The following is an 18,110-nucleotide window of genomic DNA, read 5'->3' on the forward strand; positions in this document are numbered from 1 at the left end:
GGGGACGGGGCCGAGTCGCTCCGGAGCCGGAGGGGGTCAGTACCAGCCGACCGCCTGGGAGTGGTCCCACGCACCGCACGGCGAGCCGTAGCGGCCCCCGATGTACCCCAGGCCCCACGAGATCTGAGTGGCCGCGTTGGTCTGCCAGTCGGCGCCGGCCGAGGCCATCTTGCTTCCGGGGAGTGCCTGAGGGATGCCGAAGGCGCCGCTGGAAGCGTTGTAGGCCTGGTAGTTCCAGCCGGACTCCTTGTTCCAGAGCGCGACCAGGCAGCTGAACTGGTCGTCCCCCCAGCCGTATCCGCTGAGCATGCCACGCGCGATCGACTGCGCTTCGCCGGCGCTGGTGCCGCCGGACGCGTAGCCGGGGTTCGCCACACCTGTGGACGCTTCGGTCGACGTGGACTGTTCGGCTGCGGCGGCTGCGGCGGCCTCCGCCTCGGCGGCGGCTGCGGCGGCCGCGGCAGCTTCGGCTTCTTGGCGGGCCTTCTCCGCAGCCTCTTCTTCGGCCTTTTTCTGCTCGGCCGCCTCGAGGCTTCCGCGCATGCCGGCGACGTCCTCCGACACGGCGGCGACCAGCGCCGCGACGTCGTCGGTCAGGTCGGCCACGGCGGGGGAGGGCAGCAGGTGGGCACCGTCGAGGTCGTCGATCGCCTCCTCGAGGGCGGTCGTGTCGACCTCGGTCGCCGCGTCGCCGAGATCGAGGCCGGATTCGGCCACGTCGTCCTCGACGTCTTCCACGGATTCGAGCGCGTCGTCGGCGGCGGCGAGAGCCTGTTCGGCGTCGTCGGTGATGTCATCGAGATCGAAGCTCGTCGCAGATCCGGTCGGCGCGGGCGTGGCGGTCGTGTTCGACGCGAGTGCGTACGCGGTGAGCGCCGGTGTCGAAGAGGCCGAGGCCTGCGAGACGGCGGTGGTGCCGGTGACCGCGCCCACGGCGAGGACGCCGATCGCAAGGCTTGCCGCCGCGATCGCGGGACGACGTCGGTTGCGTCGCGCGACCTCGCGGCGGGCGCGCCGGCTGGAGACGGGGGAGGTAGTCGTGTTCGTGTGCATCAAAACCAGGTTCCGTATCGGGTATCCGCGCCGTGAGAACGGCGTTCCGCGTCGGCAGAAGCAGACACGAATCACCGAGTCTGCCAGATCGGACCTGAATGTGACCCGAACGTTACCTCGCGGGCATGGCGTGTCCGGTCGAGGTGTGCATCTGACGGGAGCGACCTCGGTGGCTTCCGTGCGTCGACGCCCGCGCGTGGGTCCGGCGGTTCACTCCGTGGGGAAGGCGGAGTAGCTCAACGTCACGACGTCGCCGTCCTCGAATCCCCAGCCGACGTTCACGCTCCACTCGGGCGTCTGCAACAGCACCGTCTTGAGATCGCCGACCTCACCGGAGCTGATGGATTCGAACCCCTGCCCCTCGAGAGTGGCGACGAGGCTCTCCGCGGTCGCGGGGTCGGTGATCTGGTAATAGAGCGAGAAGGCGCCATCCACCTCATAGGCGGCGAGCAGGTCGCCGTCGGGGAGGGGAAGCGCCGGCCATCCCGCGGGGACATCGACGCCGTCTCCGGTGTCGATGTCGATGTCGGTGCCGGTCTGCTCCTCGATGAGGCGTTCGACGGCATCCTCGGCGCCCCCGCCGACGAGCTGTTCGATCGGGTTGGCGAAGCATCCGGTGAGAAGGACGACACCGCCGGCGGTGAGCGCGGCGAGTGAGGTGAGACGGCTGGACGTGCGCATAGGGCCCCCTGGTGTCGGTGAGCCTCGGGTGGCTCACACACCTAGAGCGTTCATGGTTCGCTCAGATACGTCAAGAAGTGCCGGCGTCGAACCGCTCGCGTGATCGTTGGATCTCCGGGTAGTTCGCCCTCGCCCACGATGCCAGACCGATGGCCACATCCACGAGGGTCGCGCCGAGGTCGGTGAGAGCGTATTCGACGCGGGGAGGAACCTCGGGATGGGCCGTCCGAACGACGAGGCCGTCGCGTTCGAGCTGTCGGAGTGTGAGTGTCAGCATCCGCTGCGAGACACCCGGGATCCGCCGCCGCAGCTCGGTGAAGCGGATCTGCTGGCCGCGGAGGGTCCCGATCACCAGCAACGACCACTTGTCGCCCACCCGATTGAGGACTTCTCTGATCGCGAGGGCGTCCGCGTCACCGCCGCCGCACACCTCGAGGCCCGTCGGGGCTTGCGGGGGGAGGACGGGGGGTGTGACGTCGATCGCCATGGTCTTCTCCGTTTCGCCGTCGGGCGGTTACATGGGTGTGCCTTTTGCAGGCGGCCCCTCGAGTGTCCATACTCGTGATGCCGGTTACTGATCGTAACCGGCATCACTGTGTGAAAGGACCCTCATGATCGTCGCCTATTGGATCGTCGCCGGACTCCTCGCCGCCGCCATGCTCATGGCCGGCGCCATGAAGACGCTTCGCCACAAGGATCAGCTCCGGGAATCGGGCATGGAGTGGACCGACGGCTTCAGTGCCGTGACCGTCCGCCTCATCGGCATCGCCGAAGTCCTCGGCGCCGTCGGCCTCATCCTGCCTCCGCTGACCGGCATCGCGCCGGTGCTCGCGCCCATCGCCGCGATCGCACTCGCGGTTCTCATGGTCGGCGCCACCGTCGTCCACATCCGTCGCAAGGAGAAGGCGACGACGTCACTGGTGTTGATGGTGCTGTCGATCGCCGCAGCTGTACTGGGCTTCCTCGCGGTCGTCTGACCGGTCCCGACGGGTGTCCGGTCTCGCGTGCGCCCTCACCGGGCCGGTGGTGATGCCGCGCGCAGGTCGGCGAGGACGGCGACCCACCGGCGGAGAAAGGCGGGTTCGTCGAGTCGCTTGCGTCGCATCCACCCGGTCACCTCGTCATTGCACTTGCTCGCGTTGCAGGAGCGGCACGCCGGGACCACGTTCTCGAGGGTGTACCGCCCACCGCGCGAGATCGGCATGACGCAGTCCTTCTGCATCGGCACGCCTTCGGTGCCGCAGTAGGCGCACATCCCCCAGGCTGCGACGATCGCCGTCCATTGTGCGTCGGTGAGATCGCTCCCCGAGGCCGCCACCCGTTTCGCGCGCCGTTTGGCGTATCGCGCGGCGCGCGGGCGGGACGGGCTCATGCCGAGGAGCCTATGCGCCCCCGCCGGGGAGGAGGACGAGCTTGCCGACGTGTCGGCGCGATCCGAGCTCCTCCTGCGCGCGGTGCACCTCCGTCAAGGGGAATGTCTGGGCGATGAGGGGGCGCACCGCCCCGTTCCGTGCGAGATCGATGAGCGCGCGGAAGTGGGGGCGGGTGTGCATCGTCGACCCGACGATCGACAGATTCCGCAGGTAGAGGCTTCGCACGTCGATGTTGATGTCGTGTCCGCCCAGAGCTCCGGCGACGACCCAGCGGCCCCCAGGCCGGAGGTGGGGCACCCCCGCGTGCACGTTCGTGCCTGCCACGACATCCAGCACGGCGGCGACCCCGTCCGGCGCGATGCGGCCGACCTGCGCCCACGCGTCTCCGGCGCGATCCACGATGTGGGTGGCTCCGGCATCGCGAACGCCGTCGGCCTTCCCTGCGCTGCAGATCGCGATGACCTCGGCCCCGCGGGCGACGCCGAGCTGGACGAGCGCGATCCCGACCCCTCCCGAGGCGCCGGTGACCACGATCGTGTCGCCCGAAGCGATGCCGCCGCGCTCGATCATGCCCATTGCGGTGCCGTACGCGATCGGGAGTGCCGCCAACTGCGCGTCATCCAGGGGGGAGCTGTCCACCCGGTGCACGGCGTCGGCGGCGACCACGAGGTACTCGGCGTACGCACCGTCGTACTCGCTGCCGAGGATACGCGCAGGGAGAGCGTGATCGCCCGGCCCGTCGTACGTGGCCGGGTCGACGACGACACGTGCGCCGATCAGGGAATCGTGCACGGCCTCACCGACCGCGTCGACGACCCCGGCGGCGTCGCCGCCCTGGACGCGGGGGAAGTCGATCGGGCCGATCCATCCCGCGGGGCTCGGATGGTCGCCGCGGATCCCATACGCACCTTCGCGGGTCCACAGGTCGGTGTTGTTCAGAGCGGCTGCGGTGACGCGTACCCGGACGTGGCCCGCCGCCGGCTCGGGGACGGGCACTCGGTCGACGGTGAGGACCTCGGACCCCCCGTGGGCGTGGATGCGGGCGGCGGTCATCCGTGGGGTGTCCGGGGCATCGCGCCCGGGTACACTGATCTGTGAAGTCACTCCTCTCACGATAGGTTCACTGGACGGTGAAGGCAACCGCACTCGACCCCGACACGCTCACTCCCGCCGCCCGCCGCATCCTCGACGCCGGCGCGGAGCTGTTCTATGCGCGAGGCATCACCGCGGTGGGAGTGGACGCGGTGGCCTCGGCGTCCGGGGTCACCAAGCGCACCCTCTACGACCGGTTCGGCTCGAAGGACGTGTTGGTGGCGACCTACCTCCTCGAGCGGGACCGGAGGTGGCGGCGGCTGCTGCTCGCGCGCCTCGACGAGGTCACGGCGCCCGACGAGCGTCTGCTCATCCCGTTCCACGTGCTCGCGGAGTGGAGTCGGGGCAACCCTCGCGGGTGCGCATTCATCAACGCCCTCGCCGAGATCCCCGACGATGTCCACCCGGGTTTCTCGGTTGCTGCAGCGGAGAAGCAGTGGTTGCGCGAGCTGTTCACCACGCTCGCACGCGAGGCGACATTCATGCGACCGGAGAACCTCGGGCTGCAACTGATGTGCCTCCACGAAGGCGCGCTCGCCTCGTCGCGGCTCGCCGGAATCGGGATGGTGGATGCGGCCATCGCCGCCGCGCGGACGATCCTCGCGGCGGCCGACCGCCGCTGATCGGTCGAGCCCGCAGATGCCGTCGCCGAGGACCGGTCGGCTGTCACCGGTCGCGCCCCCACGGTCGCGCGCTTCGTTCGGACGGGCATCGCAGATGTGCTGTTCATCCTCGAGGCGCGGCACGTCGGAGGGTGGGACGAAGAGCCCTTGGGGCGCCGACGGGCTCCGTTTCGTGGCCCACTCCGTGTGATGCTCACCCGCGCACGATGGAGACGGCCGCCTGCATCAGCTGGATGTGCAACCGGAAGCTGTGGACCATCTCCGCGGTCGAGTGTGCGTTGAGGACGATAGTCACGCCCGGCTCGGGCGCGCAGAACAGGTGCGTTCCGGTGACGCCCAGGTGCCCGACGGGGTGGGGGAGTCGGCGCAGCAGCGGGAAGAACTCCGCGTAGCGCACCTGCATGAGGCCCGCACCGTAGTGGATGCCGCGGCGGAATCGATGGCGGACTTCTCGCATCGCCTCCCTGCCCGCCTCCCCCAACAGCTCACCGGCGTGCCATGCCTCCGAGAAACGCGCGAGGTCATCCAGTGTCGAAACGACGCCCCCGCCACCCCAATCGCAGCTGAGTGCGCCGGTGTCGGCCAGGTCGACACCGTCGACGACGATCGGTGCGATGTCCATCTCGCGGCGGGGGGTGTCGGTCGCCGTCGCGCCGCCGGGGACCGTGTGGAAAGCCAGCGCGGACGATGTCATGCCCGTCGGCGCGAAGATGCCTCCGTGCAGTTGGGCGGCCAAGCTCTCGCCGCCCGTCTCCTCGATCACGCGCGCCAGGACGACGTATCCGGTGTCGGAGTAGAGGAATCCTGCTCCGGGCCCGTCCGAGGGCGACTGGTGATCGCGCGTGAAGTCCAGGAGCTCCGCCGGGCTCCACCGGCGCGCCGGGTCGTCGGCGAGGATGCTCGGGAAGGGCCTGCCGGTGTCGTTGCCGCCTTCGAAGTAGTCGGCGGCGCCGCTGGTGTGGGCGGCGAGCATGCGCGGGGTGACCTCGGCCGCCGCGTCTCGGCCGTCGCGGGCGAACAGTCCGCTCGTCTCCGCGGCCGGCAGAAGACCGGTCAATGGCGCGTCCATATCGAGCAGTCCTCGTTCGGCGAGGCGGAACGCGAGGGTCGCGGTCATCATCTTCGCGACGCTCGCGGCATGGAACGGGCGCGTCCGGTCGCCGTGGGTGAACTCGATCCCCGGCCCGCGCACGAGGATCTGCACAGCGGGCAGCTCGCGGCGGCGGCGGTCGCTGCGCGCGACGACTTTCGCCATCGTGGCGAGCGCGCGATCGGACCGTGTCGCGCGCCGGGGACGGTGGCTGGACATGGCACCCTTTCGATATACCTAAGGGTAATATAGGGGGAGTCGCACGGGAGGTCCACATGCAATTCCTGATCCTCGGGATGCTCATGCTCGCGCCGATGTCGCTGTACGACGTGCACAAGCAGTTCGCGGCGGGCGCGTCGCTGTTCTACAGCGCGAGCTTCGGAAGCATCCAGCGCGCTCTCGCGCGCCTTTCGGCAGACGGGCTGGTGTCGGTGCGGGAGGAACCGGGGTCGGTCCGTGGTCGCAAAGTGCATACGGCGACGCCGTCCGGTGTCGCCGCATGGCGCGAGTGGATGCGGACGCCGGGGGAGGGGGCCAATCCGGAACGCGTCATGCTCGCGAAGGTGTACCTGCTCGGGCTCATGCCCGCGGGGACGCAGCGGGACGAGGTCCTGGACATGCTGCGGGCGAGTGCGGCGGCCGCGCGGGCCGAGTTGGAGGCCGTGGAACGCGTCCTCGATGCGCAACCGGTGCCGGAAGGATATCGGGAGATCTTCGCCTACCAGCGTGCGACTCTCGACTACGGACTGCGTGCGCACCGCCTCGCGTGCGAGTGGCTCGACGAGCTCACCTGACGGCACGTACGGGAAGCTCACCGCGGGCTGGAATCACGCCGTCACGCTCTGTTAGCATTGACTGTCACTCCTGTGGCCTCATCCGCACGCCCTGTTGCGTGCATTCGATCCGAGGCCGACGTCCGTGACATCGCATGACCACAATCCGTTTCGCTCCGCCGGCGGCATCCTGCATGCCCGCGGACGGAGCCCGAGCACACAACCCTTTAGGACAACCCACTACATGACTACCGCAACGACCGCCCCGGCCACCAAGCAGGTCGCCATCAATGACATCGGATCTGCTGAGGACTTCATGGCCGCGGTCGAGAAGACCCTGAAGTTCTTCAACGACGGAGACCTCATCGAAGGCACCGTCGTGAAGATCGACCGCGACGAGGTGCTCCTCGACGTCGGTTACAAGACCGAGGGTGTCATCCCCTCGCGTGAGCTCTCCATCAAGCACGACGTCGACCCCAACGAGGTCGTCAATGTCGGCGACGAGGTCGAAGCCCTCGTTCTCCAGAAGGAGGACAAGGAAGGTCGCCTCATCCTGTCGAAGAAGCGCGCGCAGTACGAGCGTGCGTGGGGCGACGTGGAGAAGATCAAGGAGAACGACGGCGTCGTCACCGGTCAGGTGATCGAGGTCGTCAAGGGTGGTCTGATCGTGGACATCGGGCTCCGCGGCTTCCTCCCCGCCTCGCTGATCGAGCTGCGTCGCGTCCGCGACCTCACGCCGTACCTCGGCCAGGAGCTCGAGGCGAAGATCCTCGAACTGGACAAGAACCGCAACAACGTCGTGCTCTCGCGCCGTGCGCTCCTCGAGCAGACCCAGTCGGAGTCGCGTTCGAACTTCCTCAACAACCTGCACAAGGGTCAGGTCCGCAAGGGCACCGTGTCGTCGATCGTCAACTTCGGTGCGTTCGTCGACCTCGGTGGCGTCGACGGTCTCGTCCACGTCTCCGAGCTCTCGTGGAAGCACATCGAGCACGCCTCCGAGGTCGTCGAGGTCGGCCAGGAGGTCACGGTCGAGATTCTCGAGGTGGACCTGGACCGCGAGCGTGTCTCGCTGTCGCTGAAGGCCACCCAGGAAGACCCGTGGCAGGTGTTCGCCCGCACCCACGCGATCGGTCAGGTCGCGCCGGGCAAGGTCACCAAGCTCGTCCCGTTCGGTGCTTTCGTCCGCGTCGCGGACGGCATCGAGGGCCTCGTGCACATCTCGGAGCTGTCCGGCAAGCACGTCGAGCTCGCCGAGCAGGTCGTCTCCGTCGGTGAAGAGGTCTTCGTCAAGATCATCGACATCGACCTCGAGCGCCGTCGGATCTCGCTGTCGCTCAAGCAGGCCAACGAGTCGGTCGACCCGTTCGGAACCGAGTTCGACCCGGCCCTCTACGGCATGGTCACCGAGTACGACGAGAACGGGGAGTACAAGTACCCCGAGGGCTTCGACCCGGAGACCAACCAGTGGAAGGACGGCTTCGACGAGCAGCGGGAGAAGTGGGAGCAGGAGTACGCCGCCGCCCACGCCCGCTGGGAGGCTCACAAGGCCGCCGTCGTCAAGGCCATGGAGGCCGAGGCCGCTTCCGCCGCCGCCGGCGAGACGCCTTCGTCGACCTTCGCCTCCGACAGCAACTCGGCGGGCACCCTCGCCGACGACGAGGCGCTCGCTGCGCTTCGCGAGAAGCTGTCGGGCCGCTGAGCCGACACCTACCGACGGTCGACGGGCCGGGATCCTTCGGGGTCCCGGCCCGTCGCCGTCTCAGCCGGCGCGCGGGGTCGAGCGTGCGCCCGGCAGGACATCGAGCAGGACGACGGCCAGCGCGGTCGCGCCCGCGGCGGACGCGGTGAACAGGATGCGCTGGAGATCTCCCTGCAACAGATCGCCGCGGTCGAAGGTGAGCATCACGACGGTGATCGTGACGGCCGTCGCCGACTGCCAGTAGGGCGCGCCCCGGACCGTGAGCACGACGTTGGCCGCGAGAGCCAGGAGCCCGAGGATCGCGGGGGCGATGGCGGGGGGCAGCACGAGGCCGAGAATCGCCGCCACCCCGCCGCCGACGAGGGTTCCCAGCAGTCGCGCGCCGAGCTTGGACCAGAGGCGGTCCCGTGTGGGCTGCAGGACGATGGCGATGGTCAGCACCGTCCACCAGGCGTTGGAGTCGGGGAACACCAGGAGGCATACGAGGGTGAAAGACCCCGCGAGCACCGCGAGCAGGATGCTGTAGGGGATCGTCGGCGTGGGCAGATCCGGTTCCGGCAGGGTGCGACCGCGGAGTGCGGCGGAGAGGATTCCGGCGATCCACGCCGACGTGGCGCCCACGACGAGCGTGATGACCAGCGCGGCCGCCCATGGTCCTGCAGCGTCGGCCGGCGTCACCACGGGATTGATGACCAGGAGCGCGCCGATGGTCACCACCATGCCGCCAGAGCTGGTGAGACCCACCCGGGGGAGGGCGCTGGTGGCGAGTGAGGTGAGGACCACCAGCGCGGTGCCCAGGACAGGCAGTGCGGGCCCGGTCGTGGGGATCAACGCCGCCAGCAGGGCGACGATCGTCGACGACGCGGCCATGCGCCACATCGCGGGTGCGCCGCGCCGGAGCGAACCTGCCGTCGCGATCGCCGCCAGGACGGTCGGCCCGAGGGTCCCGGTCAACGGGGTCGCCGCCACCACGACCAGCGGCGCGAGGACCACCGCCACGAGCAGGGAGAGGCGGGCGGGGCTGATCGGGGCGGCCATGAGGTGATCCTTCCAGACCGCGAACCGCACCGCGTCGTGCGCTCATCGCTAGGGTAAGGGCCGTGACCTCGCCCCCCTCGTCGAACACCTCCGCAGACGCGCCCGAGCGCGCCCCCTTCGTCCTGACCGCGCTCATCCTGGGTGCCCTGGTCTGCAACATCAATCTCGCCGCGGCGAACATCGCCCTCCCCGACATCGGCGACGCGTTCGGCGCAAGTCAGACCTCCCTGAACCTGGTGGCGGTCGGTTGCGCGCTGGGTTTGGCGATGTCGGTGATGTACCTGGGGGCTGTGGCAGACCGATACGGCCGCAAGCAGTTGCTCGTCCTCGGGCTCGGACTCACGGTCGTCGCGAGCGTGTTGGCGGCCTTCTCCGTATCGGTCGAGATGCTCATCGCCGCGCGGGTGCTCACCGGGATCTCGGCGGGGATGGCCTACCCCACGACGCTGTCGTTGATCACCGCGCTGTGGTCGCCCGGGCGCCGACGCACGGTCGCGATCGCCCTCTGGTCGGCCGTCAGCGCGACGGCCACGGTCATCGGATCGGTGCTGGCCGGCGTGCTGCTGCTGTGGTTCTGGTGGGGCTCGGCCTTCCTGCTCGCGGTCCCGATCGCCCTTGCGGGCTTCGTGCTGGTGATCATCGTCGTCCCCTCGCATGTCGCCGAGTCCGATGAGCCCGTCGACCACGTCGGAGGCGTGCTGTCGGTGTTCATGATCGCTGCACTCGTGCTCGGTCTCGCGACCGTCTTCGCCCCCGAGACGGCCGTGTTCGGTGGTGTGCTCCTGGGCGCGGCCGTCGTGCTCATCGGCGTGTTCGGGTGGCGTCAGATGACCGCGCGCTCACCCCTGTACGACCTTTCGGTCGCGCGACGTCGGATGTTCTGGGCGCCGGCGACCGGCGGTCTCATCGTGTTCGGCTCCCTCATCGGGGCCATGTTCGTGGGGCAGCAGTTCCAGCAGAACATCCTCGGCTACTCGACGCTGGAAGCGTCCCTGTCGATCGTCCCGGCCGGCATCGGCCTCCTGGCGGTGGCGCCGCAATCGGCCAAGCTCGTACTCACCCGCGGTTCGCGCTTCACGATGCTGCTGGGCTACGTGTTCGTGCTCGCCGGCTTCGTGACGATGTTGTTCTGGGGTGAAGACACGCCGTTCTGGTACCTCAGCCTGGCGTATCTGGCGATCGGCATCGGCGCGGGATTCGCGATGACCCCGGCGTCGCGGGCGATCACCGAGTCGACACCGGTGCGTCGGGTGGGTATGGCCTCCGCCACCGCAGATCTGCAGCGCGACCTCGGCGGGTCGATCATGCAGGGGGTGCTCGGCGCGATTCTCGCCGCGGGGTTCGCCCGCTCCTTCGGCGCAATCATCGCCGAGTCGGGGGAAGCATCGAGCATCAGCGCCGAGGTCACGGCGGCGTTGCAGTCCTCCTATGCGTCGGCGCTGCAGGTGGCCGACCAGAACCCGCAGTACAAGGATCAGATCCTGCAGGCCGCGCAGCAGAGCCTGGAGGCCGGCTCGATCGCCGCGTACGCGGTCGGCGCGATCGCCATAGCGCTCGGCGCGGCCGTGGTCTGGATCTTCCTTCCGGGGCACGCGAAAGAAGTCGACCTCGTGGCCTCTTACGGGACCGCTCCAGAACCCGCCGCGGCCCGCGCGGGGCAGTGACACCGCCGACCGGTCGACCGTGGCATGCTCGTGGCATGCCCCTCATCGCCCTGACCGGAGGGATCGCCTCGGGAAAGTCGACCATCGCGTCGCGCCTCGCCGCGCACGGTGCGGTGATCGTCGACGCCGACCAGATCGTCCGCGACGTGCAGAGCCCCGGGACACCTGTGCTCGAGGCGATCGCCGGGCGCTTCGGAGAACACATGATCAGACCGGACGGGTCGCTCGACCGCTCGGCGCTCGGCAGCGTCGTCTTCGGTGACGACGCTGCGGTCCGTGCCCTCAACGACATCGTCCACCCCGCCGTGAAGACCGAGTCGCACCGTCGGTTCAGCCGGGCGTTCGACGACGATCCCAACGCGGTCGTGGTGTACGACGTCCCCCTGCTCGCCGAGGCGCGGTCCGAGGATCCCTGGGAGCTGATCGTCGTGGCGCACGCTCCCGCGGCGTTGCGTCGTCGGCGCCTCGTTGAGATCCGGGGTATGAGCGCGTCCGATGCGGATGCACGGTTGGCCGCCCAGATCTCCGACGACGACAGGCTCCGGTTCGCGGACGTGGTCATCGACACGGCCGGCGACCTTTCCGAGACCCACCGTCAGGTCGACGAGCTGTGGGCCTCCCTCCCGGCTCGCATCGCCGGGACGCGGAGCTGACGCCGGCCGCTCAGGTGGTGCCGTCGGCCGGCCCCGCGCGCCGTCGTCCCCGGAAGCGTCGGATCGCGACGACCATCGCGGCCACCCCCGCGACCAGGGCGAGTGCGGCGAGGACGGGCACCACGATCGCGAGCACCGCGAGCAGGAGCGCCGAGACGTCCTCGACGGTGCTGACGACCGGGGCGGCGATCCCGCCGGTCGCGGCGTTGGCGACGGGACGGAACGCCGCCTTCACCCCGTGCACGGCGAGGGCGATCGCCATACCGGTCAGGATCGGCACCCACGACGAGTCCGAGAACAGGCTTTCGGCGTCGGTGACCGACACCGTCTCCGCACTCGCGCCCGCACCGAAGACGATGCCGCCCGAGGCGGGGCGGACCACGGTCTGCAGGACGTCGTTGAGGGTGTCGACGGCGGGGACCTTGTCGGCGATGATCTCGAACACAAGGAGGGCGCCGATGATCCAGAGCGCGATGTCGCTCGAGAGCCATGCCCAGGACGCCGGGAGCGTCACGGCCGGCAGAAGGCGGTCGGCGAGGCCGAGTACGAGCAGCGGCATCCAGGCGTTCAGGCCCGCCGATGCGGCGAGCCCCGTACCGACCAGGAACTCCAGCATCCCTCCACTGTAGGGCGGCCCACACGCAGCGAGAGGGGTACCCGTCGTCGGCGGCGCCGATGTCGGAGGTCGCGCCTACGCTGGAAGGGTGCAGACCACCCGCTCCGTGCGCCCCTTCGAAGTCGTCAGCGACTACAGCCCCAGCGGCGATCAGCCGCAGGCGATCGCCGACCTGGCCGCACGCATCAACGCCGGCGAGACCGACGTCGTCCTGCTCGGGGCGACCGGTACGGGGAAGTCGGCCACCACCGCGTGGCTCATCGAGGCGGTGCAGCGTCCGACGCTCGTGCTCGCGCACAACAAGACCCTCGCGGCGCAGCTCGCGAACGAGTTCCGCGACCTGATGCCGCACAACGCGGTCGAATACTTCGTGTCGTACTACGACTACTACCAGCCGGAGGCGTACGTCCCACAGACGGACACCTTCATCGAGAAGGACTCGTCGATCAACGCCGAGGTCGAGCGTCTGCGGCACTCGACCACCAACGCCCTGCTGTCGCGTCGCGACGTCGTGGTGGTCTCGACCGTGTCGTGCATCTACGGTCTGGGTGCACCGGAGGAGTACTTGCGTGCGATGGTCGCCCTGCAGGTGGGGGAGCGGTACGACCGGGATGCGCTCATCCGCAAGTTCATTTCGATGCAGTACAACCGCAACGACGTCGACTTCTCGCGCGGGAACTTCCGTGTGCGCGGCGACACGATCGAGATCATCCCCGTCTACGAGGAGTACGCGATCCGGATCGAGATGTTCGGCGATGAGATCGAGGCGCTCTACATGCTGCACCCGCTCACCGGCGATGTCGTGCAGAAGATGGAGTCGGTGCCCATCTTCCCCGCTTCGCACTATGTCGCCGCCACCGAGACGGTGCAGCGCGCGATCGGGACCATCGAGGAGGAGTTGGCCGGGCGGCTGGCCGATCTGGAGTCGCAGAACAAGCTGCTTGAGGCGCAGCGGTTGCGCATGCGCACGACCTTCGACCTGGAGATGTTGCAGCAACTGGGCTTCTGCTCCGGTATCGAGAACTACTCGCGTCACCTCGACGGCCGATCGGCGGGGGAGCCCCCGCACACGCTGCTGGACTTCTTCCCCGACGACTTCCTGCTCGTCATCGACGAGTCCCATGTCACGGTCCCTCAGATCGGCGCCATGTACGAAGGTGACGCGTCGCGCAAGCGCACCCTCGTCGACCACGGGTTCCGCCTGCCGAGCGCGATGGACAACCGTCCGTTGCGATGGGACGAGTTCAAGCAGCGCATCGGACAGAGTGTCTACCTCTCCGCCACCCCCGGTCGGTATGAGATGGGCATCGCCGACGGCATCGTGGAGCAGATCATCCGACCCACGGGGCTGGTCGACCCGGAGATCATCGTCAAACCGTCGAAGGGTCAGATCGACGACCTGCTGGAGGAGATCCGGCTCCGGGTGCAGCGGGACGAGCGTGTTCTGGTCACCACGCTCACCAAGAAGATGGCCGAGGAACTGACCGACTTCCTCGGCGAGCATGGCGTTCGGGTGAGATACCTGCACTCCGACGTCGACACCCTGCGACGGGTGGAGTTGCTCACCGAACTGCGCGCGGGTGTCTACGACGTGCTGGTGGGGATCAACCTGCTTCGTGAAGGACTCGACCTCCCCGAAGTGTCGCTCGTGTCGATCCTGGATGCCGACAAAGAGGGCTTCTTGCGGTCGGGTACCTCGCTCATCCAGACGATCGGGCGGGCGGCGCGAAACGTCTCCGGGCAGGTCCACATGTACGCCGACACGATGACCGACTCGATGCGCAACGCGATCGACGAGACCGAGCGCCGTCGCGAGAAGCAGCTCGCCTACAACGCCGAGCATGGAATCGACCCGCAACCTCTGCGCAAGCGCATCGCCGACATCACCGAGGTGCTCGCGCGCGAGGCCTCGGACACGAACGACATGCTCTCGCGTAAGGACGCCGCCAAGACCAGGAGTGGAAAGGGGCGCTCTGCGACGCCGCAGCTGCGCCGGGAGGGCATCGCCGCCGAAGGCGCCCAGCAACTCGAGGCGACCATCCAAGACCTGTCCGATCAGATGCTCGCCGCGGCGACCGAGCTGAAATTCGAGTTGGCTGCCCGTCTACGTGACGAGGTCCAGGATCTCAAGAAGGAATTGCGCGCGATGGAGAAGGCCGGTCACGCCTGAGCGCGACCCTCCCGTCGCCGATCTCACGCGATCGTGCGTGGGCAGTGCAGGAGCGGCTTGGGGCCGGAACGGTCGACGGTGTGCGACGACATCGCCCGCCGACACAACGGGCACGGGCGCTCGTGCCGCGACGGCTCGGGCGTCGTGTCGTAGGGGCCGACGGATGCGGGGCCCGCGACACGGATGAGTCGCGCGTTCAGGTATGCGTACCAGCCTCCGGCGGCCCGGACCCGGGCGCGCAGACCCTCACGCTCGGGTGTCTCCGCGGACCCATCAGTAGTTCGTGCCATGATCATTAGTGTACTAAGGGATGGGGGAGAGATGACCGAGTCGACCGACCGGGATCCGGATCCGCTGCTGCTGGAGAACCAGGTGTGCTTCGCGATCGTCACGGCGGCGCGCAACGTGGTGTCCGTCTACCGTCCCATCCTCGAGCCGTTGGGACTCACGCACCCGCAGTACCTGGTCATGCTGGCGCTGTGGGAGCAGTCCCCGCGCTCGCTCGGGCGACTCGCTGAGGCGCTGGCGATGGAACCGGCCACGCTGTCGCCGCTGGTCAAGCGCCTGGAGGCGCAGGGGCGCCTGACACGCCGACGTCGTGCGGCGGATGAACGTGTGCTCGAGATCGCGCTCACCGAGGAAGGGCGCGCCCTTCGCCGTCGGGCACTCGACGTCCCGGCGCAGGTCATGGCCGCCACCGGGCTCGCCCCGGCGGACCTCGCCACGGTGCGCGACGCACTCGGCGCGTTCGTCGGCGCGGCCGGCGCGGGGGACTGATGCGGCGCGGGTGAGGAGCCGCGGCGCGGCTTCGGAGGCATTGTTTCGTGATGTTGCGACCGGTTCGTGAGCACGCGAGCCGTTCTGTCACCCTTACTGCGTGACCACGACACTCGAGGCCCCTGCATCCACCGCGACGCCGTCGCACGGGGGTGCGGTGCGCCTGGATGCCGTCGGTCGTACGTTCGGCACGCCCGGCGGCGCCGTGGATGTGTTGCGGGGCGTCGATCTGGAGCTGCCGGCCGGCGAAATCGTCGCGGTCATCGGCGCCTCCGGCTGCGGCAAGTCGACTCTCCTCCGCCTCGTCGGCGGTCTGGACCAGCCGACCCACGGGGCGATCACGTTCGACGGCGACAGCCTTGTCGACACCGACGATCGTGCGGCCATCGCGTTCCAGGAACCGAGGCTGTTGCCGTGGCGTACGCTGGCGCAGAACGTCGAGCTGGGCCTGCCCCGCCTCCGCGGGCGACGTCGGCACGCGCGCGCGGCCGGCCGGGATCGTGTGCGTGAACTGCTGGAACTGGTCGGTCTCGACCATGCCGCAGACCTGCGGCCGCGCGAGGTCTCCGGGGGGATGGCGCAGCGCGCCTCACTCGCCCGTGCACTCGCCCGCAATCCTGACGTGCTCCTGCTCGATGAGCCGTTCGCCGCTCTCGACGCGCTCACTCGTCTGCGTATGCAGGATCTGCTGCTGGATGTCCATGCCGCCCAGCCGACGACCATCCTGCTGGTCACCCACGACGTCGAGGAGGCGCTCTACCTCGCCGATCGTGTCGTCTTGTTGACCTCCCTGCGCGCGACGGACCCGGGGACGTCGTCGATCGCACAGATCATACCGGTCTCCGGGACCAGACCTCGCGACCGCGCCGACCGCGCGCTCGCGGACCTGCGCGCCACCCTCCTGGAGGGACTCGGCGTGCACACCCATCACCACAACACTCCTGAGGAGACCCGATGAGCACCGTCATCCGCCGTACCGTACCCGCGATCGTCCTCGCCGGTGCGATGGCGATGCTCACGACCGGCTGCATCGCCGGGGAGAACGCCGCAGCCACCGGCGACACGTCGGGGTCCGGGGACTGGTCGACCGATCAGCTCACCCTTGACTGGGCCACCTACAACCCGCTCAGTCTCGTGCTGCGCGACCAGGGCTTGATCGAGCAGGCGCTCGGTGACGACGTCTCCGTCGAATGGGTGCAGTCCACCGGCTCGAACACCGCCAACGAGCTCCTCCGTTCGGGCTCGGCCGACATCGCCTCCACTGCCGGCTCCGCGGCCCTGCTCGCGCGGGCGAACGGCTCTCCCATCAAGGTGATCGACATCTACTCCCAACCGGAGTGGTCGGCGATCGTGATCGGCGCCGACAGTGACATCGGCACGGTCGACGACCTGGCCGGCACGTCGATCGCCGCGACCAAGGGCACCGACCCGTACTTCTTCCTCCTGCAAACCCTCGACGAGGCGGGCCTGTCGGTCGACGACGTCGAGGTGCAGAACCTGCAGCACGCGGACGGCTGGTCGGCGCTGGCTGCGGGGTCCGTCGACGCGTGGGCGGGGCTGGACCCGATCATGGCCGGTGCCGAGATCGACTCCGGCGCGACCCTGGTCTACCGCAACGTCGACTTCAACACCTACGGCTTCCTCAACGCGACCGAGGAGTTCATCGACGACCACGCCGACGTCGCGCAGGTCGTCGTCGACGCGTACGAGCAGGCGCGCATCTGGGCCCTGGAGAACCCCGAGGAGACCGCCGCCCTGCTCGCCGAGGCGTCGGGTCTGGACGCCGCGGTCGCCGAGACGGTGATCATCGAGCGCTCCAACCTCGACGTCTCGGGCGTTCCGGGAGCGGACCAGATCGCCGTGCTCGAACGCATCTCTCCCGTCCTCGTCGACTCAGGCGACGTCCAGGGCGGCCAGGACGCCCTCGATGCGGCGCTCGAGACCATCGTGTACGACGAATTCGCCCTGAACGCGACGAGCGAATGACCCTCGAGACCACAGCGACCCGCACGCCCCGGAAGGACGGTGCCGGACTCACGGCGACGCCCTTCTGGGCGCGCCGCGGTGTGCGCATCGGCGGCGGTCTGCTGGTGCCGCTGCTCCTCCTGGCCGCGTGGCAGTTCGTCACGACCACCGGTCTGATCCCGACCTACCGGCTGCCCACCCCCGGGTCGGTCGTCCAGGCCGGCGTACAGCTCGCCGCCGACGGAGACCTGTGGCTGCACATCGCCATCTCGACCCAGCGCGTGATCGTGGGCTTCCTGATCGGATCGGTCCTCGGTCTCGCGGTCGCCGCGGTGGTCGGACTGTCCCGCGCCGGCGAGGTGCTGCTCGGACCGACGATCATCGCGCTGCGCGCGGTGCCCTCGCTCGCCTGGGTGCCGTTGCTGATCCTCTGGATGCAGATCGGCGAAGACTCGAAGGTGACCCTGATCGCGATCGGTGCCTTCTTCCCGGTCTTCACGACCGTCGCGGCCGGGCTGCATCGGGTCGACCCGCACCTGGTCGAGGCGGGACGTTCCTTCGGCCTGCGCGGTGGGTCCCTGCTGCGGACCGTCCAGTTGCCGGCGGTCGTGCCGTCGATGGTGGCGGGTCTGCGACTGGGCCTCGCCCAGGCATGGCTGTTCCTGGTCGCCGCCGAGCTGATCGCGGCCTCCATGGGCCTGGGCTTCTTGCTCATCGACTCCCAGTACAACGGGCGCGTCGACCGCATCATCCTCGCGATCGTGCTGCTCGCGCTTTTGGGCACCGTGACCAACGCGCTGCTGTCGCTGTTCGAGCGGGCCGTGCTCAAGCGCTGGCTCTGAG

20 protein-coding genes are annotated in these 18,110 nt (G+C 69.0%); 11 read left to right on the forward strand and 9 right to left on the reverse strand.

What is annotated here, in order from left to right; genetic code table 11:
- Positions 1 to 36: 36 nt before the first annotated feature.
- The 3 genes from ABD204_RS10150 to ABD204_RS10160 all read right to left on the reverse strand — a co-directional run bounded on the left by ABD204_RS10150 (position 37) and on the right by ABD204_RS10160 (position 2,221).
- On the reverse strand, positions 37 to 1,053 hold the full coding sequence (locus tag ABD204_RS10150) for an aggregation-promoting factor C-terminal-like domain-containing protein (RefSeq protein ID WP_194425280.1): 1,017 nt from the start codon (positions 1,051 to 1,053) through the stop codon (positions 37 to 39).
- A 210-nt stretch (positions 1,054 to 1,263) separates the two neighbouring features.
- Entirely contained in the window at positions 1,264 to 1,734 is a 471-nt protein-coding gene (locus ABD204_RS10155) for a hypothetical protein (RefSeq protein ID WP_194425279.1), read from the reverse strand.
- Positions 1,735 to 1,804: 70 nt separating this feature from the next.
- The gene (locus ABD204_RS10160) at positions 1,805 to 2,221 is read right to left on the reverse strand and encodes a winged helix-turn-helix transcriptional regulator (protein WP_194425278.1); all 417 of its coding nucleotides are present in this window, start codon (positions 2,219 to 2,221) and stop codon (positions 1,805 to 1,807) included.
- A 124-nt stretch (positions 2,222 to 2,345) separates the two neighbouring features.
- Here ABD204_RS10160 and ABD204_RS10165 point away from each other — a divergent pair, with 124 nt between their 5' ends.
- The gene (locus ABD204_RS10165) at positions 2,346 to 2,711 is read left to right on the forward strand and encodes a DoxX family protein (RefSeq protein WP_194425277.1); all 366 of its coding nucleotides are present in this window, start codon (positions 2,346 to 2,348) and stop codon (positions 2,709 to 2,711) included.
- Between the two features lie 35 nt (positions 2,712 to 2,746).
- On the opposite strand, the gene ABD204_RS10170 is transcribed toward ABD204_RS10165, so the two are convergent.
- Together ABD204_RS10170 and ABD204_RS10175 are read right to left on the reverse strand one after the other, a co-directional pair.
- Entirely contained in the window at positions 2,747 to 3,106 is a 360-nt protein-coding gene (locus ABD204_RS10170) for an HNH endonuclease (protein WP_194425276.1), read from the reverse strand.
- A 10-nt stretch (positions 3,107 to 3,116) separates the two neighbouring features.
- Positions 3,117 to 4,160 (reverse strand): zinc-binding dehydrogenase, encoded by a 1,044-nt coding sequence (locus tag ABD204_RS10175; protein WP_194425275.1) that lies wholly within the window; start codon positions 4,158 to 4,160, stop codon positions 3,117 to 3,119.
- Between the two features lie 77 nt (positions 4,161 to 4,237).
- On the opposite strand from ABD204_RS10175, the gene ABD204_RS10180 reads away from it, so the two are divergent.
- Positions 4,238 to 4,822: a TetR/AcrR family transcriptional regulator gene (locus ABD204_RS10180; protein ID WP_194425274.1), complete on the forward strand. Its 585-nt coding sequence runs from the start codon at positions 4,238 to 4,240 to the stop codon at positions 4,820 to 4,822.
- 193 nt (positions 4,823 to 5,015) lie between these two features.
- Here the strand turns inward: ABD204_RS10180 and ABD204_RS10185 are convergent, their stop codons facing one another.
- Positions 5,016 to 6,131, reverse strand: coding sequence for a serine hydrolase domain-containing protein (locus ABD204_RS10185; RefSeq protein ID WP_194425273.1), 1,116 nt, complete (start codon positions 6,129 to 6,131; stop codon positions 5,016 to 5,018).
- Positions 6,132 to 6,187: 56 nt separating this feature from the next.
- Here ABD204_RS10185 and ABD204_RS10190 point away from each other — a divergent pair, with 56 nt between their 5' ends.
- The gene (locus ABD204_RS10190) at positions 6,188 to 6,706 is read left to right on the forward strand and encodes a PadR family transcriptional regulator (protein ID WP_194425272.1); all 519 of its coding nucleotides are present in this window, start codon (positions 6,188 to 6,190) and stop codon (positions 6,704 to 6,706) included.
- A gap of 223 nt (positions 6,707 to 6,929) precedes the next feature.
- Entirely contained in the window at positions 6,930 to 8,384 is a 1,455-nt protein-coding gene (rpsA, locus tag ABD204_RS10195) for a 30S ribosomal protein S1 (protein ID WP_322597627.1), read from the forward strand.
- Between the two features lie 60 nt (positions 8,385 to 8,444).
- Here the strand turns inward: rpsA and ABD204_RS10200 are convergent, their stop codons facing one another.
- A complete protein-coding gene (locus tag ABD204_RS10200) occupies positions 8,445 to 9,422 on the reverse strand; it encodes an FUSC family protein (RefSeq protein WP_194424971.1) in 978 nt (325 codons plus the stop codon).
- A 62-nt stretch (positions 9,423 to 9,484) separates the two neighbouring features.
- Here ABD204_RS10200 and ABD204_RS10205 point away from each other — a divergent pair, with 62 nt between their 5' ends.
- Positions 9,485 to 11,086, forward strand: a complete 1,602-nt coding sequence (locus ABD204_RS10205) for an MFS transporter (protein ID WP_194424970.1) — start codon at positions 9,485 to 9,487, stop codon at positions 11,084 to 11,086.
- A 35-nt stretch (positions 11,087 to 11,121) separates the two neighbouring features.
- A complete protein-coding gene (gene coaE, locus ABD204_RS10210) occupies positions 11,122 to 11,739 on the forward strand; it encodes a dephospho-CoA kinase (RefSeq protein ID WP_194424968.1) in 618 nt (205 codons plus the stop codon).
- Between the two features lie 10 nt (positions 11,740 to 11,749).
- Here the strand turns inward: coaE and ABD204_RS10215 are convergent, their stop codons facing one another.
- Positions 11,750 to 12,355, reverse strand: coding sequence for a DUF4126 domain-containing protein (locus ABD204_RS10215; RefSeq protein ID WP_194424966.1), 606 nt, complete (start codon positions 12,353 to 12,355; stop codon positions 11,750 to 11,752).
- 88 nt (positions 12,356 to 12,443) lie between these two features.
- Here ABD204_RS10215 and uvrB point away from each other — a divergent pair, with 88 nt between their 5' ends.
- Positions 12,444 to 14,525: an excinuclease ABC subunit UvrB gene (uvrB, locus tag ABD204_RS10220; RefSeq protein WP_194424965.1), complete on the forward strand. Its 2,082-nt coding sequence runs from the start codon at positions 12,444 to 12,446 to the stop codon at positions 14,523 to 14,525.
- 23 nt (positions 14,526 to 14,548) lie between these two features.
- Here uvrB and ABD204_RS10225 read toward each other — a convergent pair whose 3' ends face one another.
- Positions 14,549 to 14,815 (reverse strand): hypothetical protein, encoded by a 267-nt coding sequence (locus ABD204_RS10225; protein ID WP_194424964.1) that lies wholly within the window; start codon positions 14,813 to 14,815, stop codon positions 14,549 to 14,551.
- 31 nt (positions 14,816 to 14,846) lie between these two features.
- On the opposite strand from ABD204_RS10225, the gene ABD204_RS10230 reads away from it, so the two are divergent.
- From ABD204_RS10230 to ABD204_RS10245, 4 genes are all read left to right on the forward strand, one after another.
- On the forward strand, positions 14,847 to 15,302 hold the full coding sequence (locus ABD204_RS10230) for a MarR family winged helix-turn-helix transcriptional regulator (RefSeq protein ID WP_194424963.1): 456 nt from the start codon (positions 14,847 to 14,849) through the stop codon (positions 15,300 to 15,302).
- Positions 15,303 to 15,402: 100 nt separating this feature from the next.
- Positions 15,403 to 16,260 (forward strand): ABC transporter ATP-binding protein, encoded by an 858-nt coding sequence (locus tag ABD204_RS10235; protein WP_194424962.1) that lies wholly within the window; start codon positions 15,403 to 15,405, stop codon positions 16,258 to 16,260.
- The gene (locus ABD204_RS10240; RefSeq protein WP_194424961.1) at positions 16,257 to 17,288 is read left to right on the forward strand and encodes an aliphatic sulfonate ABC transporter substrate-binding protein; all 1,032 of its coding nucleotides are present in this window, start codon (positions 16,257 to 16,259) and stop codon (positions 17,286 to 17,288) included. The genes ABD204_RS10235 and ABD204_RS10240 overlap by 4 nt, the downstream gene beginning before the upstream one ends.
- On the forward strand, positions 17,285 to 18,109 hold the full coding sequence (locus ABD204_RS10245; protein ID WP_194424960.1) for an ABC transporter permease: 825 nt from the start codon (positions 17,285 to 17,287) through the stop codon (positions 18,107 to 18,109). Before ABD204_RS10240 ends, ABD204_RS10245 begins: the two co-directional genes overlap by 4 nt.
- Position 18,110 lies beyond the last annotated feature (1 nt).

This window comes from Microbacterium aquimaris (assembly GCF_039531285.1).
GTDB classification, from domain to species: Bacteria; Actinomycetota; Actinomycetes; order Actinomycetales; family Microbacteriaceae; genus Microbacterium; species Microbacterium aquimaris.